At 71.1% G+C, this 15,391-nt stretch carries 16 protein-coding genes; 11 read left to right on the forward strand and 5 right to left on the reverse strand.

Translation table 11 applies throughout. The annotated features are described in order from the left end of the window. Position 1 precedes the first annotated feature (1 nt). Positions 2-940, forward strand: coding sequence for an NADase-type glycan-binding domain-containing protein (locus tag ABD747_RS04635; RefSeq protein ID WP_344801921.1), 939 nt, complete (start codon positions 2-4; stop codon positions 938-940). A 32-nt stretch (positions 941-972) separates the two neighbouring features. Here the strand turns inward: ABD747_RS04635 and dtd are convergent, their stop codons facing one another. Next, positions 973-1,410 (reverse strand): D-aminoacyl-tRNA deacylase, encoded by a 438-nt coding sequence (gene dtd, locus ABD747_RS04640; protein WP_344801922.1) that lies wholly within the window; start codon positions 1,408-1,410, stop codon positions 973-975. Further along, a complete protein-coding gene (locus ABD747_RS04645; RefSeq protein ID WP_344801923.1) occupies positions 1,410-1,817 on the reverse strand; it encodes a Rid family hydrolase in 408 nt (135 codons plus the stop codon). Before ABD747_RS04645 ends, dtd begins: the two co-directional genes overlap by 1 nt. Positions 1,818-2,117: 300 nt before the next feature. On the opposite strand from ABD747_RS04645, the gene ABD747_RS04650 reads away from it, so the two are divergent. From ABD747_RS04650 to ABD747_RS04660, 3 genes are read left to right on the forward strand one after another with little or no spacing between them, the layout of a single operon-like run. Then, positions 2,118-2,477 (forward strand): DsrE family protein, encoded by a 360-nt coding sequence (locus ABD747_RS04650; RefSeq protein ID WP_344801924.1) that lies wholly within the window; start codon positions 2,118-2,120, stop codon positions 2,475-2,477. Then, positions 2,477-2,956, forward strand: coding sequence for a GNAT family N-acetyltransferase (locus ABD747_RS04655; RefSeq protein ID WP_344801925.1), 480 nt, complete (start codon positions 2,477-2,479; stop codon positions 2,954-2,956). The genes ABD747_RS04650 and ABD747_RS04655 overlap by 1 nt, the downstream gene beginning before the upstream one ends. Positions 2,957-2,991: 35 nt before the next feature. Further along, positions 2,992-3,792, forward strand: coding sequence for an SDR family NAD(P)-dependent oxidoreductase (locus ABD747_RS04660; RefSeq protein ID WP_344801926.1), 801 nt, complete (start codon positions 2,992-2,994; stop codon positions 3,790-3,792). Positions 3,793-3,802: 10 nt separating this feature from the next. Here the strand turns inward: ABD747_RS04660 and ABD747_RS04665 are convergent, their stop codons facing one another. Together ABD747_RS04665 and ABD747_RS04670 are read right to left on the reverse strand one after the other, a co-directional pair. Beyond that, entirely contained in the window at positions 3,803-5,572 is a 1,770-nt protein-coding gene (locus ABD747_RS04665; RefSeq protein WP_344801927.1) for a S8 family serine peptidase, read from the reverse strand. 151 nt (positions 5,573-5,723) lie between these two features. Next, complete coding sequence (locus tag ABD747_RS04670; RefSeq protein ID WP_344801928.1) at positions 5,724-6,731, reverse strand: ketopantoate reductase family protein; 1,008 nt, start codon at positions 6,729-6,731, stop codon at positions 5,724-5,726. Positions 6,732-6,888: 157 nt separating this feature from the next. On the opposite strand from ABD747_RS04670, the gene ABD747_RS04675 reads away from it, so the two are divergent. The 7 genes from ABD747_RS04675 to ABD747_RS04705 all read left to right on the forward strand — a co-directional run bounded on the left by ABD747_RS04675 (position 6,889) and on the right by ABD747_RS04705 (position 14,502). After that, positions 6,889-7,383, forward strand: a complete 495-nt coding sequence (locus tag ABD747_RS04675; protein WP_344801929.1) for a heme-binding beta-barrel domain-containing protein — start codon at positions 6,889-6,891, stop codon at positions 7,381-7,383. A gap of 195 nt (positions 7,384-7,578) precedes the next feature. After that, the gene (gene ygfZ / locus ABD747_RS04680; RefSeq protein ID WP_344802044.1) at positions 7,579-8,532 is read left to right on the forward strand and encodes a CAF17-like 4Fe-4S cluster assembly/insertion protein YgfZ; all 954 of its coding nucleotides are present in this window, start codon (positions 7,579-7,581) and stop codon (positions 8,530-8,532) included. Positions 8,533-8,642: 110 nt separating this feature from the next. Further along, positions 8,643-9,632 (forward strand): asparaginase, encoded by a 990-nt coding sequence (locus ABD747_RS04685; RefSeq protein ID WP_344801930.1) that lies wholly within the window; start codon positions 8,643-8,645, stop codon positions 9,630-9,632. A 444-nt stretch (positions 9,633-10,076) separates the two neighbouring features. Further along, positions 10,077-10,793 carry an HAD family hydrolase gene (locus ABD747_RS04690; RefSeq protein WP_425562481.1) on the forward strand — a complete coding sequence of 239 codons (717 nt, stop codon included), beginning with the start codon at positions 10,077-10,079 and terminating at the stop codon, positions 10,791-10,793. Next, the gene (locus ABD747_RS04695) at positions 10,790-13,300 is read left to right on the forward strand and encodes a glycoside hydrolase family 65 protein (RefSeq protein WP_344801932.1); all 2,511 of its coding nucleotides are present in this window, start codon (positions 10,790-10,792) and stop codon (positions 13,298-13,300) included. The genes ABD747_RS04690 and ABD747_RS04695 overlap by 4 nt, the downstream gene beginning before the upstream one ends. 99 nt (positions 13,301-13,399) lie before the next feature. Further along, positions 13,400-13,804, forward strand: a complete 405-nt coding sequence (locus tag ABD747_RS04700) for a helix-turn-helix domain-containing protein (RefSeq protein ID WP_344801933.1) — start codon at positions 13,400-13,402, stop codon at positions 13,802-13,804. A gap of 2 nt (positions 13,805-13,806) precedes the next feature. Continuing rightward, positions 13,807-14,502 (forward strand): hypothetical protein, encoded by a 696-nt coding sequence (locus tag ABD747_RS04705; RefSeq protein WP_344801934.1) that lies wholly within the window; start codon positions 13,807-13,809, stop codon positions 14,500-14,502. 115 nt (positions 14,503-14,617) lie between these two features. Here ABD747_RS04705 and ABD747_RS04710 read toward each other — a convergent pair whose 3' ends face one another. Beyond that, a complete protein-coding gene (locus ABD747_RS04710) occupies positions 14,618-15,163 on the reverse strand; it encodes a L,D-transpeptidase (RefSeq protein WP_344801935.1) in 546 nt (181 codons plus the stop codon). Between the last annotated feature and the right edge of the window lie 228 nt (positions 15,164-15,391).

The following is a 15,391-nucleotide window of genomic DNA, read 5'->3' on the forward strand; positions in this document are numbered from 1 at the left end:
GATGAGCGCCGCTGGTCCACCGAAGCCGCCGGCTGGCGGCGGGTCCGGAGACGACCCGTTCAGCTGGCTGTATCGGCGCGGCGAGATGGCGCCCACCGAGGACGCACCGCCGCTGGTGCCGCCCACGGTCGAGACGCCGCCCCCGGTGACCCCGACGCCGCCACCGCCGAGCCCGCCGCCACAGGCGGTCCCACCGCCGCAGCCGGTGCCGCCACCTCAACCGACCCTGGTGCCGCCGCCGCAGCCGGCCTATCCGGCGTCCCCGCCGTATCAGCCGCCGCCCGCGTACGTCCCCGAGCCCGAGCCGCCGCGACGGCGCGGCGTGGTGGTCGGGGTCGTGGTGGGCGCCGTCCTGCTGGCCGCGATCGCGGCCGGTGTGGTGGTCGCCTTCGTGCTCCGCTCGCCGGATCGAAACGTCGCCCTCGACCCATCCAGCCGGCCGCCGTCGACCAGCGCCACCTCGAGCAAACCGGCGGTCAAGCCGGTCGCGAACGGGGTGAGCGCGGACTGCACGGCGCCGCCGGCCACCGACGACGCCGGCAACCGGGTGAGCTACGACGCGGCGAACGTGCTCGATACCCACGCGAGCACCGCCTGGCGCTGCGACGGGAACGGCGTCGGTCACGGCCTGACGTTCACGTTCCCGGCCGGTGCCACCTTCACCAAGGTGGGCCTGATCAACGGCTACGTGAAGACCGACCCGAAGAGCGGCGCGAAGCGCTATCCCGAATACCGGCGGATCACCCGCGTGACCTGGACCTTCGACGACGGCACGGTGATCACGCAGAAGCTCTCCGACGAGGTCCAGAAGATGCAGACCGTGGCGGTCCCGTCGCTGACCGGGGCGACGGTGAAGCTCACCGTCGAAGCGAGCACGCCGCCCGGCTCCTCGGCGAAGAGCCGCGACGCGGTGCTGATCTCGGGCGTCACCTTCGGCTGATCGCTCGGGCGTTCCACCCGGGGCGGAGCGGCTCAGGACAGCTGGGACGTGTCGAGCACCAGCGTGACCGGACCGTCGTTGACCAGCGCGACCTGCATCATGGCGCCGAACTCTCCGGTCGCCACCTCCGCACCCATCGCGCGTAGCGCGGCCACGAATGCCTCCACCAGCGGCTCGCTGACCGGGCGGGGGGCCGCCGCGCTCCAGGACGGCCGCCGGCCCTTCCGGGTGTCGGCATAGAGGGTGAACTGGCTGACCACCAGCAGCGGCGCGGCCAGCTGCTCGCAGGACTGCTCGCCGGCCAGGATCCGCAAGGTCCAGATCTTCTCCGCCAGCTTGGCGGCGATCGCGGCGCTGTCGTCGTGGGTGACGCCGAGCAGGACGAGCAGTCCAGGCCGGTCGATCGCCCCGACCACCCGGTCGTCGACGGTGACCGAGGCCGAGCTCACCCGTTGCAGCACCGCCCGCATCAGGACGCGCCCGCCGGCGCGGACCGCTCGCCGACGTACGCCTCGAGCTCGACCTCGACCAGCATGGCCGGATCGAGCAGGGCGGCCACCACCACCAGCGTGGCCACCGGCCGGATCGTGCCGAACACCTCGCCGTGCGCGCGGGAGACCGCGTCGGCGTGGCTCGGATCGACAACGTACATCCGGGTCCGCACGACCCGGTCGGCCGGCACGCCGGCGCCGGCCAAGGCGTCCAGGGCAATGCCGAAGGCGGACCTGGCCTGGGCGTACGCATCACCCGGGTGGAGCACACCGACCGGCCCGAGCGCGGTCGTCCCGGCCGTCAGCGCCCGGTCACCGGCGATCACCACCCGGCTGTAGCCGTAGCGCGTCTCGTACGGCGCCGCGCCGCCCACTCGAACGATCACCGGTCCATTCTGTCGGCTGGTGCGCGCAGCGGCGAGGCGTTCTGCGCACCCGGGCCGATTCGACCCCATCCGACCAGATCCGACCCGATCCGACGAGCGTTGCTCCCTCGTGGCCGTCGAGCCTCCCGCTCGCCGCTCAGCATGATCATCTCCACCCGGTGAGGGAGCATCCGTCGTCGGCCATCCCCGCCGCACCCGTCGGCCGCGCCGCACCGGAGGAACCGGAGAGCCCGCGGACAGCGACTCTCGGGCTGGCAGAGTTGTGGTCCGCGAGCACTTGTCGAGGAGGAGAGGCGAGCGATGCGAGCGTTGCTGGTCAAGATCACGTGCGGCGCCGAGGCGCCCGAGCGGGCCAACCAGGGCTGGACCGTGGCGGCGATGGGCCTGGCGGCCGGCGCCGAGGTCGCGGTCTGGCTGACCGGCGACGCCGTCTGGTTCGCGGTGCCGGGGCGGCAGCCCGACCTGGCGCTGCCGCACGCGACTCCGGTCGCCGATCTGGTCGAGACGGTGCGCGCCGGCGGGTCGATCCGGGTGTGCAGCCAGTGCGCGGCCCGTCGAGCGCTGTCCGCGAACGACCTGGTCGAGGGCACCGTCATCGCCGGCGCCGCCCAGTTCGTCGAGGCCGCGCTCACCGACGGCGTGCAGGCGCTGATCTACTGATGCCGGCAACCGACCTCGATCGGTTCGTCGCCTTCCGCGACCTGGCGCCCGAGGACCTGGCCGACCTGTCCTGGTCGGGGGGAGACACCCATCTGACGGAGGTCGCCGGCCAGCTCGGCCGCAGCTACGCCGGCGAGGTCGTGCTGCTGGTCGGCGCCCTGCCGAACGGCCGGCTGGTGGCCATGGGCGGGCTCGACCTGGCTCGCCAGTGCGGTGTCGGACTGCTCTGGATGCTGGCCGTGCACGAGACGCTGCAGTCGCTCGGCATCGGCCGCCGGCTGATCGGCGCGCTGGAGCAGCGGGCCCGCGACCGCGGCTGCCGGACCGCTCGGCTGACCGTCGAGCACGACAACCCGCGCGCGCTCGCGCTCTACCGCCGGCTCGGCTATGCAGAGGTCGGGAGCACGATCGAGAGCTGGCCGGTGGCCGGCGGTCGGACGTACGTCACCGCATGTGCCGTGCTCGAACGTCCGCTCTGATCGGTCGTGGGTAGGCCGGTCATAGGGTAGGTCGGATGAGCGCCGAGAGTTCGTGGTCGGATGGGTCCGCGCGGGTCGCCCTGGTCACCGGCGCGGCGCACGGCATCGGCCGGGCCACGGCGCGCCGGCTCGCGGCCGACGGCGCCGCGGTCGCGGTGGCCGATCTGGACCGGGCGGCGGCCGACCGGGTGGTCGCCGAGATCGACGGCGACGGGGGCCGTGCGATCGGACTGAGCTGCGACGTCGGCGACACCGGCTCGGTCGACGCCGCCGTCGCGGCCACGGTGGACATCTTCGGCGCACTGGACACGCTCGTCTGTGTGGCGGGCGGCGCTCGGCCGGTGCCAGCCTTCACCGAGACCGCGGACGCGGACTGGTCGGCGTTGCTGGACCTGAACCTGACCTCGGTTGTCCGCTGCTGCCGCGCGGCGCTGCCGGTGCTGGCCCGCAGCGAGCGCGCCGCCGGCGTGGTGGTGGTCGGCTCGGTGAACGGGCTGCTGCCGTTCGGCGACGAGACCTACTCGGCCGCCAAGGCGGCCCTGGTCTCGCTGGTCACGAATCTGGCGGCCGACTGGGGCCCGCGTGGCGTACGGGTGAATCTGGTCGCGCCGGGCACCGTCCGCACCCGGGTCTGGGACAGCCAACCCGGCGGAGCCGACCGGCTGCGCGGGCTCTATCCGCTGGGCCGGGTCGGCGAGCCGGAGGACGTCGCGTCGGCCATCGCGTTCCTGGCGTCGGCCGACGCGTCCTGGATCACCGGGGTGGCGCTTCCGGTCGACGGCGGGTTGTCGGTCGGTGCCTTTCGTCGGCTGCTGGCCGACCTGCCGCCGCAGTAGCGGTGCGGCCTCAGCGGGCCTTGACCGACTTGTTCCACTTAGCGGTGGTGCCGCCGGAGTCGTTGGCCGCCTTCACTCGCACGGTGTAGGCCTTCTTGTTCTTCAGGCCGGAGATCGTGACGGCACGAGCCCGGGAGGACATGGTCACCGCCTTGACCGAGCCGGTGCTGTTCCGGGTCACGCTGATCACGTAGGTCTTCACCGGTCCCCCCGACGTGGGCTTGGACCACCTGACCGAGATCGACCGCTTCTTGTCCTTGGTCGAGCCGGACTTGGCCGAGGTGATCTTGGGTGCGCCCGGCACCGCGGTGATGGTCTGCTTGGTGGTGGACGGGACGCCCAGCGCACGAGCGTTGCGTGCCCGGACGGTGATCGTGTACGTCGTCCCCGCCTTGAGCTTGCCGAACGTGTACGAGCGGACGCCGGCGCCGACGTTCGCGGTGGCGCTCGCGTGTCCCGCTGCGTCCTTGCCGGAGCGGACCAGCTGGTAGCCGGTCACCGGGTAGCCGCCGTCGCTGATCGGCGCTGACCAGTGCACGGTGACTGTCTTGGACTTGTCGCTCCGGCTGCTCGTGACGTTCGTCGGCTGTGTGGCGTATGCGGTGAAGAGCAACCGGTTTGGCGACTCGTCATCGTTGACTACACCCGTGGTTGCCTCGCCGATGATCGCCGAGCTCACCTGAGCGGGGGTCGCCTTGGGATAGGCCTGCAAATACCGTGCAACGGCCCCAGCGACGTGCGGGGATGCCATCGAGGTGCCGCTCAACGTCAGCGATGCAGTCGTCGTGAGCGTGCCTGCCGAGACGATGTCCACACCCGGCGCAAACAGGTCGAGGCAGGAGCCCCAATTGGTGAAGTCAGCATAGTGATCGTTCCGGTCGGTCGCTCCCACGGTCAGCGCCGCAGGCACCCGGGCGGGTGAAGCGCCGCATGCGTTCTCCGCGGAGTTGCCAGCCGCGACCGTCACCGGAACGCCCTTCGCGATGATCCCGGCCACGGCTTTGTCGAGCGCCTCGTTGGCATCGCCGCCCAGGCTCATGTTGACGACTGACGGCCCTGACTTGTGCGCGGCCACCCACTCCAGAGCGGCGACCACGGTGTCCACGTCGCCGCCGCCGCTGCAATTCAGCACGCGCAGCGAGACGAGCGACACCTGCTTGGCCACGCCGTAGGTTGCTCCGCCGATTGTGGCGGCGACGTGGGTCCCATGGCTGATTTTGTCGTTGTCAGGGTCGTCGAGATAGTTCGACGGGCAGTCCGACGCGTCGTCGTCGTTATCCACGAAGTCGTGCCCGCTGACGGCTCGGCCCTGGAACTCGCTGTGGTCCATCCTGATGCCGGTATCGATGACGTACGCCGTCACGCCGGCACCGGTCAGATCGTAGCCATACTTGCCGTCACGGGTAACCGTGCGTTGGTCGATTCGGTCGAGGCCCCAGGTGGCCGATGTCTGCTGGCCGGCTGCACGGACCGGACTGATGGCGTGGACGGCGGTATTCGGCACGACCGATTCGACGCCGGGATCGGCTCTTAGCTGACGCACCTGTGCGTCGGTCAGTTCGGCGCTGAATCCCTGCATGACGTGCCGATACTGGCGCTTGACCTTCGCCTTCGTGTTGGCCAGTGCATTAACTGCCTGGACTGTCTCGCCGGCGTTGGTGGTAGTGACGATGTAACGCGCGGTGGTCGCGGCCTCGGCCGGCGCCAACGGCCCGGCAATGGTCGCGACGAGAGCTGTGGCGGCAATCACGCCGAGCGAACGAAGAACACGACGGCTCATGACCGACCGAAACCCCCTGAGATACGCCGGTGACTCGAGCGGCTGGTCCCCGAGCGCTCGGACATCGTCAGTCGGCGCGGCTAACCATAGGTGAGCAGGCCTTCATCCACCTAGCCCGTATCATCCGTTGCCGGATCGTAATCATCCGGGGTCAGGAGTCGAGCCGGCGGCGCAACTCCTCCAGCGACATCCGCGGGGCCGAATCGCCGCGGCGGACCGCCTGCCGGACCAGGGAGGCGAGCCGGGCGTTGATCGGTGCCTCGATCCCGAGCTGCCGGGCCACCAGCACGATCTCGCCGTTGAGATAGTCGGTCTCGACGTCGCCGGTGCCGCGGACCAGCGACTGGTACGTCGAGCCGCCCAGGAATCCCTCCCGGTCGGACAGGTCGACGATCGCGTACGCCTTGCGGGCCTCGGCCTCGACCTCGTCCGGGGTCACCGCGATGCCGGCGTGCTCCAGCACTGCCCGGCCCTCCGCCACCGCCGCGCGGACCAGCTCGCCGGTTCCGCGGACGTCCCCGACCAGCGCCTGATGGGCGTTGCCGAGATTGGTGAGCAGCTTGCGGTGCTTCCACGGCATCACGTCGTCCGGCACCCGGACGTCCAGCGCCGCCGGCGCCCAGTCGCTCCGGATCCGGTCCAGCAGCGCCACGTCGGCGTCGTCGGTCGAGGCCGCCGGGACCCGGCCGAGGTGGAACAGCCCGCGGGTCGGCGAGCCGCTGAGGATCACCCGGCCCGGCCGGGTGAAGTTCGCCCACATCCAGACGCAGGCGCCGTAGACGCGGGCGAAGTAGCGCAGCGCCAAGGCCTCGCTGGCCACCCCGTTGAGCGCCGTCACGAGCGGCAGCCGCTCGCTGGCCGTTCCGCCACCGGCCACGGGCGCGTCGGCCCATTGGACCAGGGCCGCCTCGGCCTGCTGGGTCTTCGTGGTCAGCACCAACACGTCGTCCGCCTCGAGCGACACCTCGTCCGGTCCGCCGATCGCGGTCACCGCGACCCGGGTCGTAGCCTCCGGCGTGACGATCTCCAGGCCGTCGGCCCGCAGCGCCGCCAGGTGCTCGCCCCGAGCGACCAGCACCGCGTCGACCCCGGCCTGCTGCAGGGTGCCGCCGATGCCGCCGCCGACCGCGCCGGCCCCGATCACCACATATCGCGCCACGCGTTCGACCCTAGACGCAGCCGGGCGCCTCCTAGACTGGCGGTCATGTCGGTCTTTCCCCTGCTTCTGGTCGCCGGCATCGCCCTGCTCGGCGTGCTGGCGATCGCGGCGGTGATCGTGATCGTGGTCCGCGCCGGCGCCGAGAGGATGTGAGCCGATGCCGTTCGAGATCCCGGAGAACCTGCACCCCGATGTGATGGGGGTCGCCTGGCTGCTGGGTCGGTGGGAGGGTTCGGGCAAGTCGACCTATCCAGACACCGAGGACGCCGACTTCGGCCAGCAGGTCGACTTCTCCCAGAACGGCGGCAACTATCTGCACTATCTCTCCCAGACGTTCACCGTCGACGGCGACGGCCGCCCGCTCGCCCCGCTGGGGATGGAGACCGGTTTCTGGCTGCCGAAGGCGGACGGCACGGTCGAGGTGGTGCTGTCCCAGCCGGCCGGCTACGCCGAGGTCTGGTACGGCAAGATCACCGGCGCCCGGATCGAACTGACCACCGACGTGGTGATGCGGACCGCGAGCGCACCGGAGTACACGGCCGGGCAGCGGCTCTACGGCAACGTCGAGGGCGATCTGCTCTGGACGTTCGACAAGGCCGCGGAGGGCCACCCGCTGCAGAACCACCAGTGGGCCCGCCTCCGCCGCGTCTGAACCCCCGCGTCTGAACCCCCGCGTCTGAGCCCCGCGTCTGAGCCTCGTCCGCCCGGTCGCACGCCGCCCCCACCCGGCCTCCCGCCCGCGAAACTGTGCGGTTGTTGCAGTCGGCGCCGGCATGTCGGTGCGAGACCGGCACAGTTTCCGGGCCGGGGGCGGAAGAAGACGGCGTCCGAGATTGCTGAGGTGAGTATGGCTGTGATGGTGGCGGATGGCATCGATGCGGGCGTCCCGTGGCACTTCGGGGATCCGGTCCGCGAGCAGCGCCGGCTCGAGGCCGGCGAGGGCGCGGTGGACCTCTCCCATCGCGGGGTGCTCGCCGTCAGCGGGCCGGACCGGCTCGGCTGGCTGCACTCGCTGACCACCCAGCACCTGACCGCGCTGCCGCCGCACACCGGTACGACGGCGTACGTCCTCTCGCCGCAGGGCCACATCGAGCACGCTCTCTACGGCGTGGACGACGGCGAGACGTTCTGGGTGCATACCGAGCCGGGCGCCGCGGCGGCCGCTGCCGGCTGGCTGGACTCGATGCGGTTCATGATGCGGGTCCAGGTGACCGACCGGACCAGCGAGTACGCAGTCGTCTGGCAGCCGGGCACCCCCTCCGATGAGCGCGCGGTGACCCGGGCCGGGCTGGACTCGCTCGGCGGGCACGAGACGTTCGTGCCGCGCGGAGAGCTGGAGCGGTTCCTGGCGGACCGGCCGCGGGCCGGCACCTGGGCGTACGAGGCGCGCCGGATCGCCGCCGGGGTGCCGCGGATCGGGGTCGACACGGACCACCGGACCATCCCGAACGAGATCGGGGTGCTCGGCGTGGCCGTGCACCTGGACAAGGGCTGCTATCGCGGCCAGGAGACCGTCGCCCGGGTGCACACGCTCGGCCGGCCGCCCCGCCGGCTGGTGTTGCTGCACCTCGACGGGAGCGCCGACGCGCTGCCGGTCCGCGGCGCAGACCTGGAGCTGGACGGGCGTGCGGTCGGCTTCGTCGGCGGCTCGGCCCGGCACCACGAGCTGGGTCCGATCGCGCTCGGGCTGGTCAAGCGCACGGTCCCGGCCGAGGCGACCCTCGTCGCGGACGGCATCGCGGCCGCCCAGGAGACGTTGGTCGACCCCGAGGTCGGACTGCACGTCCGCCCGCTGCGCTGAACTTCCCTGATTTCGTCCCTCCAGTGGCCGCGCACCCGCCGGATCGCGGGGGCTGGCGCGAAACAGCGGGACGAAATCAGGGTGGTCGGGGTCCCACTAGAGTCGCGAGGGTGACCGCCCCGATCAGCCCGACGCCGTTTGCCCTCGACCCGATCGTCGTCGAGGTGGTCAGGAACGGGCTGGTGGAGAGCGTCCACCATGCCCGGGTCGCGGTCACCGGTGCGGACGGGTCGCTGATCGCCGGGATCGGTGCCGTCGACGCGCCGATGTATCCGCGGAGTGCGCTCAAGCCGCTGCAGGCGGTCTCCATGGTCGGCCAGGGACTCGACCTCCCGGACGACCTGCTCGCACTGGTCGCGGCGTCGCACTCCGGCGAGGACATCCACCTCGACGGTTCGCGCCGCATCCTGGCGTCTGCGGGCCTCACCGAGGACGCGCTGCAGACCCCACCCGACTGGCCGGTCGACGACGAGGCGCGGGTCGACTACTGCCGGCGGGTCGGGGTCAAGACGCCGATCGCGATGAACTGCTCGGGCAAACACGCCGGGATGCTCGCCACCGCGATGAGCAACGGGTGGAGCCTGGACGACTATCGCGACCCGGCCCATCCGGTCCAGCTGGCGGCCCGCGACGTCATCGCCGAGGTGTCCGGCGAACGGCCCGACCGGGTGGCCGTGGACGGCTGCGGCGCTCCCGCGTTCGCGATCTCGCTGGTCGCGCTGGCCCGCTCGTTCGGCCGGATCGCGGCGGCCGCCGGCGGCGACGAGCGGCGGGTCGCCGACGCGATCCGCGCCCACCCGGAGATGACGTCCGGCACCCACCGGGACGAGTACGACCTCCATCGGGCGATCCCGGGCCTGGTCACCAAGGCGGGCGCGGAGGGAGTGCAGGCGGTCGGCCTGGCCGACGGCCGCGGGATCGCGGTCAAGGTCGGCGACGGGACCCCGCGCGCCCGGCCGGTGCTGACCGCCGCCGTCCTGCTCGCGCTCGGGCTCGAGCACCCGACCCTGGACGCCCAGGCGAGCGCGCCGGTGCTGGGTCACGGCGAGCCGGTCGGCGCGATCGCGGTCCGTCCGGGCGCCCTCGACCCGCTCCGCTGACCCCGCTCCGCTGACCCCGCTCCGCTGACCCGGGCGCCGCTGACCCGGGCGCCGCTGACCCGGGCGCCGCTCACCGGGCGCCGCTGACCCGGCGCCGCTCACCGGGCGCCGCTGACCCGGCGCCGCTGACCGCGCTCCGCTGACCCGGCGCCGCCCACTCACGGCCCCGCTCACCGCCCACCTCCACCGGAAACTGTGCAGCTGTTGCACTCTGCGTCGGCGTGTCGCTGCAAGACGCGCACAGTTTCCGGCCGGAGGGCGACGCGGGGAGTGTCGGCGGGGCGACCGGGGGGAGCGTCGGCGGGTCGAGCGCGGGTTAGCCGAGGTGGCCGTCGGAACCGGGAGGGTGACCGCCCAGACGTAACCAAAGGTTTACCCGCGCGGCGGTCGACAGGGCTTCTTCGGGTCGGGAGCACCCGGTGCGAACCCCTAGGCTTGTCTGTCGTGGATTGGGACGACTACGACGCGGTGCTGTTCGACCTGGACGGCGTGCTGACCCCGACGGCGGACGTACACATGCGGGCCTGGGCCCAGCTGTTCAGCTCCTACCTGAACGAGCACCCGGAGGCGGCGCCCTACGCCGAAAGCGACTACTTCGACTACATCGACGGCAAGCCGCGCTACGACGGCGTCCGGTCGATGCTCGCCTCCCGCGACATCACCCTGCCCGAGGGTGACCCGACCGATCCGCCGACCGCGGAGACGGTGTGCGGCCTCGGCAACCGGAAGAACGAGGAGTTCGCGTCGGTGCTGGAGTCCGAGGGCGTCGAGCCCTATCCGGGCTCGGTCGCGCTGCTCGACCATCTCGCCGATCGCGGCACCAAGGTGGCCGTGGTGTCCTCCTCCCGCAACGCCCCGGCGGTGCTCGCCGCATCCGGGCTGGCCGATCGCTTTACCGTGGTCGTCGACGGCACCGTCGCCGCCGCGCACCGGCTGCCCGGCAAGCCGGCGCCCGACACGTTCGTCTACGCCGCCCGCCAGCTGGGTGCGAGCATCGAGCGGTCGGTCGTGGTCGAGGACGCACTGTCGGGGGTGGAGGCGGGCCAGGCCGGCGACTTCGGCTTGGTGATCGGGGTCGACCGGGGCGTCGGGGCCGATCGGCTGCAGGCCGCAGGGGCCGACCTGGTGGTCCGAGACCTTGCTCAGGTGGTGCCGGCATGAGGGGCAGCTCGGGTGACGAGCCCACCACCGCGTCCGATCCGCTGGACCGCGCCCGCTTCCCGGTCGACGAGTGGGCCCTGATCGAGGCTGACTACTCGACCGCGGACCTGGGCATCACCGAGACCTTGTTCGCGGTCGGCAACGGCTATCTCGGCATGCGCGGCAACGTCGAGGAGGGCCGGGAGACCCACTTCCACGGCACCTTCGTGAACGGCTTCCACGAAACCTGGCCGATCCGGCACGCGGAGGAGGCATTCGGCTTCGCCAGGGTCGGCCAGACCATCGTCAACGTCCCCGACAACAAGACGATGAAGCTCTACATCGACGACGAGCCGATGCTGCTGTCGGTGGCCGACCTGGAGACGTACGAACGCCGGCTCGACTTCCGCGAGGGCGTGCTGCACCGCGACGTGATCTGGCGCACCCCTGCCGGCAAGCGGGTCCAGGTCCGGTCCAGCCGGATGGTCTCCTTCACCCAGCGGCACCTGGCGATCATGACCATCGAGATCACCATGCTGGACGACCCGGCACCGGTGGTGGTGTCCTCGCAGATGCTGAACCGGCAGGACGGCAAGGACGAATACCACGTCCGGGCCGCGGCGATGGGGGAGGGCGTCGACCCGCGCAAGGCGGAGTCGTTCGAGAGCCGGGTGCTGGAGCCGCAGACGCACTGGGCCAGCGACCGCCGGATGATCTTGGGCTATCGCTGCACGAACTCGAAGATGACCATCGCGGTCGGCGCCGATCACGACATCGAGACCGAGTGCGAGTACTCCGACCTCGTGCACGCCGACGAGGACACCGGCAAGAAGGTCTACCGGGTCGACGCGGAGCCGGGCAAGCCGATCAAGATCACCAAGGTGGTCTCCTACCACTCCTCCCGCGGCGTTCCGGTCCGGGAACTGGTCGATCGCTGCCGGCGCACGCTGGACCGGGTCCGGGAGCAGGGGGTCGACGGCCAGTTCGCCGATCAGCGCGCCTGGCTGGACGCGTACTGGGCACGCGCCGACGTGGTCGTGCACGACCAGCCGGCGGTGCAGCAGGCGATCCGGTGGAACCTCTACCAGATCGCCCAGGCCGCGGCCCGGGCCGAGCAGTCCGGGGTGCCAGCCAAGGGCGTGACCGGCTCCGGCTACGGCGGTCACTACTTCTGGGACACCGAGGTCTACCTGCTCCCGTTCCTGATCTACACCTCGCCGGCGATGGCCCGCAGCGCGCTGCGGTTCCGCTACAACATGCTGGATGCGGCCCGCCGGCGCGCGGCGGACCTGGCCCAGAGCGGCGCGCTGTTCCCGTGGCGGACCATCAACGGCGAGGAGGCGTCGGCCTACTACGCGGCCGGCACCGCGCAGTACCACATCGACGCCGACGTCTCGTACGCCCTGTGCAAGTACGTCGATGCCACCGGCGACGTGGATCTGATGCAGCGCGAGGGGGTGGACATCCTGGTCGAGACCGCCCGGATGTGGGCCGATCTCGGCTTCTGGCGCGACGGCGGCGACGGCGACGGCCAGCGGACGTTCCACATCCACGGCGTCACCGGGCCGGACGAATACACCACCGTCGTCAACGACAACCTGTTCACCAATGTGATGGCCCGGTTCAACCTGGCCCAAGCAGCCGTGGTCGTGCGCGGGCTGGCCGAGAACGCGCCGCGGGCGTACGAGCGGATGGTGCACCGGCTGGACCTCGATCCGAGCGAGCCGGACGAATGGGCGGCCGCGGCGGACGCGATGGCTATCCCGTACGACAAGGCCACCGGCATCAACCCGCAGGACTCCCACTTCCTCGACCGCGAGATGTGGGATCTGAAGAACACGCCGGCCGACAAGCGCCCGCTGCTGCTGCACTACCACCCGCTGGTGATCTATCGGTTCCAGGTGCTGAAGCAGGCGGACGTAGTGCTCGCGCTGTTCCTGCAGGGCGACCATTTCAGCCTGGAGCAGAAGCGCGCCGACTTCGAGTACTACGACCCGATCACCACCGGCGACTCGACCCTGTCGGGCGTGGTCCAGTCGATCATCGCCGCCGAGGTGGGCTATCGCGACCTCGCCCTGCGCTACTTCTACAGCTCGCTGTTCGTCGACCTGGCCGACTTCCACGGCAACACCAGCGACGGGGTGCACGTCGCGTCCACCGGCGGGGTCTGGACCGCGCTGGTCTACGGCTTCGGCGGGATGCGCGACTACAACGGCGCGATCACCTTCGATCCGCGGCTGCCGGCGAGCTGGCCGAAGCTGGAGTTCAAGATCACCTTGCGGGGCAGCCGGGTGCGGGTCGAGGTGACGGCGGACGCGATCAGCTTCTTGATCGAGGACGGCGCCGAGGTGCGGGTCGCGGTCCGCGGCGAGCAGGTCACCGTCCCTCCCGGGGAACTGGTCACCGTTCCGCTCGACGGTCAGGGCCCCGAGATCGTGGGCGTGCCGACGCTGCAGACCGGCGAGCGGCGGCCCGACGGGACCTTGATCACGGCCAGCGTGCCGCAGCCGGCCACCGGGCGTCGCTGAGCAGCTGCGCCGGAACTCTGCCTGCTCCGTTCGGGTGTGTGACCCGCCTCACGCTAGCTCTGGCTTGCATCTGCTAACTTTTGCAAGCACACTAGATACATGGCAGGGATCAAGGCACCGAAGCTCGGAGAGCAGCTCGGCACGCTGGGCGAGTACATCGCCAACCAGCGCAAGGCGGCCGGCGTCACGATCCGGCAGCTCGCCGAGCAGGCCGGGGTCTCGAATCCCTACCTGAGCCAGATCGAAAGGGGTCTGCGCAAGCCGTCGGCCGAGGTGCTGCAGCAGCTGGCCAAGGCGTTGCGGATCTCGGCGGAGACGCTGTACGTCCAGGCCGGGATCCTCGATCCCCGCGATCACCAGGCGACGACCGTCGAGATGGCCGTGCTCGCCGATGCCGCGATCAACGAGCGGCAGAAGCGCGTGCTGATCGACGTCTACACCTCGTTCGTGCACGAGAACGCGCGAGAGTCCACCACCCCCGATACCGCCACCACAGAGGAGTAGAAATGAGCACCACCACCCGCAAGCAGACCCCCGCCCAGGCCCGCAAGGCCGCCCTCGAGTCCGACTTCGCCCCGCTCTACGCGGTGGCCGGGCTGGCCGACAGCTTCGCCGTGCAGGCCAAGACCACCCTGATCGCGACCCGCGACAAGGTCCAGGCCCGGCAGGGTGAGTTCGAGAACAGCTCGAAGGCCCGCGCCGAGGAGTTCAGCAAGTTCGTCAAGTCCCTGCCGGAGCAGGTCAAGGCGCTCCCGGAGACCGTGAAGGGCCTGCCGGAGACGACCAAGTCCAGGCTCGTCGAGGCGCAGGAGCAGCTGAAGGCGTACTACGCCGAGGCCGCCAGCGGCTACGGTGACCTCGCCGGTCGCGGCAAGCGTGTCGTGGACGGTGCGATCGTGACGGTCAAGGCGTTCTCCGCCAAGGCCGAGAAGCAGGCCGAGGACGTGGCCGCCGACGTGGCCGAGCGGATCGACCCGGCATTCGAGGCCGTCCAGGAGTCCGTCACCGTCGCCCGCAAGAAGGTGACCGGCAAGACCGCGACCGAGACCGTGACCCCGAAGGCCAGCGCGAAGGCCCAGGCGACGAGGGCCGCCGAGGACGCCGTCGCCGCGGAGAAGGCCGCCGCCCGCAAGGCCGCTGCCAAGAAGGCCGCCGCCACCCGCGCGGCCAAGAAGACGTCGGCTGCCGCCAAGGCCAGCTGACCATCCTGGGGGGGAGAAGATCCCAGGTTGATATGAAACAGCTGCCCGCTCTCCGGAACGCCGGGGAGCGGGCAGTTGTTCGTCTCCCGGCCGGGCTCGGCCGGCGGAGTCGGGCTCAGCCGCGGTAGACGACGACCTTGTCGCCCACCCGGATCCGCTTGTAGATCCAGGCGATCCCGCTCCAGCTGCGGATGTTGACGCAGCCGTGGCTACAGCCGTAGTAGCCGCGCCGGGCGAAGTCGCTGGAGTAGTGCACCGCCTGGCCGCCGCTGAAGAACATCGAGTACGGCATCGGGCTGTGGTAGATCGTCGACACCCAGTGCCGGTTCTTCCGGAAGACGTGGAACGTGCCGTTGCGGGTCGGCGTGCGGTAGCAGCCGAAGCGGGCGCTGACGGTCTTGCGGATCTTGCCGTTCTGGACGAAGTACAGCTTGCGCTTGGACTTGCTGATGCACAACACGCGCCCCTTGGTCTTGCAGCGCTTCGGCAGCTTCACCTTCGAGGCCGCGGCGGTGACGGTCGCCGTGCCCTCCTGGTACGTGCCGGTCGAGGCGATCGGGGCGGCCGCCGCCGGCGGGGCCAGCGGTTCACTCACCAGCGCCGCACTGATCAGGCCGAGGCCCACAGCGGTGCCGAGCAGGATGCGGATCAGGTGCTTCATGGTCTCTCCCCACGCGAGAACGACGGCCGTTCGCGATCACCGGCTGTGGGGAAGTGGCATCGGGTGCGCGCGGACCGGATCATTCTGACCCGCGATGGGGCCACTTACCAGCACTATTTCGAAAGTTCACCGACTGGGCGCTCCGGACAGGCCGCGTACGCCCTCCGGCCCGTCGGGTCGATTCACCATCCGGCCGAGCCCACTCCGCACCGTGCCGGTCGACTCCGC

The organism is Microlunatus ginsengisoli (genome assembly GCF_039537205.1).
GTDB classification, from domain to species: Bacteria; Actinomycetota; Actinomycetes; order Propionibacteriales; family Propionibacteriaceae; genus Microlunatus; species Microlunatus ginsengisoli.

Coding starts and splice junctions, on each gene's coding strand:
- ABD747_RS04710 (WP_344801935.1), bottom strand. CDS start 15,163: ATGAAGCACCTGATCCGCATCCTGCTCGGCACCGCTGTGGGCCTCGGC.
- ygfZ (WP_344802044.1), top strand. CDS start 7,579: ATGGCTGTGATGGTGGCGGATGGCATCGATGCGGGCGTCCCGTGGCAC.
- ABD747_RS04705 (WP_344801934.1), top strand. CDS start 13,807: ATGAGCACCACCACCCGCAAGCAGACCCCCGCCCAGGCCCGCAAGGCC.
- ABD747_RS04665 (WP_344801927.1), bottom strand. CDS start 5,572: ATGAGCCGTCGTGTTCTTCGTTCGCTCGGCGTGATTGCCGCCACAGCT.
- ABD747_RS04650 (WP_344801924.1), top strand. CDS start 2,118: ATGCGAGCGTTGCTGGTCAAGATCACGTGCGGCGCCGAGGCGCCCGAG.
- ABD747_RS04675 (WP_344801929.1), top strand. CDS start 6,889: ATGCCGTTCGAGATCCCGGAGAACCTGCACCCCGATGTGATGGGGGTC.
- ABD747_RS04700 (WP_344801933.1), top strand. CDS start 13,400: ATGGCAGGGATCAAGGCACCGAAGCTCGGAGAGCAGCTCGGCACGCTG.
- ABD747_RS04635 (WP_344801921.1), top strand. CDS start 2: ATGAGCGCCGCTGGTCCACCGAAGCCGCCGGCTGGCGGCGGGTCCGGA.
- dtd (WP_344801922.1), bottom strand. CDS start 1,410: ATGCGGGCGGTGCTGCAACGGGTGAGCTCGGCCTCGGTCACCGTCGAC.
- ABD747_RS04695 (WP_344801932.1), top strand. CDS start 10,790: ATGAGGGGCAGCTCGGGTGACGAGCCCACCACCGCGTCCGATCCGCTG.
- ABD747_RS04660 (WP_344801926.1), top strand. CDS start 2,992: ATGAGCGCCGAGAGTTCGTGGTCGGATGGGTCCGCGCGGGTCGCCCTG.
- ABD747_RS04655 (WP_344801925.1), top strand. CDS start 2,477: ATGCCGGCAACCGACCTCGATCGGTTCGTCGCCTTCCGCGACCTGGCG.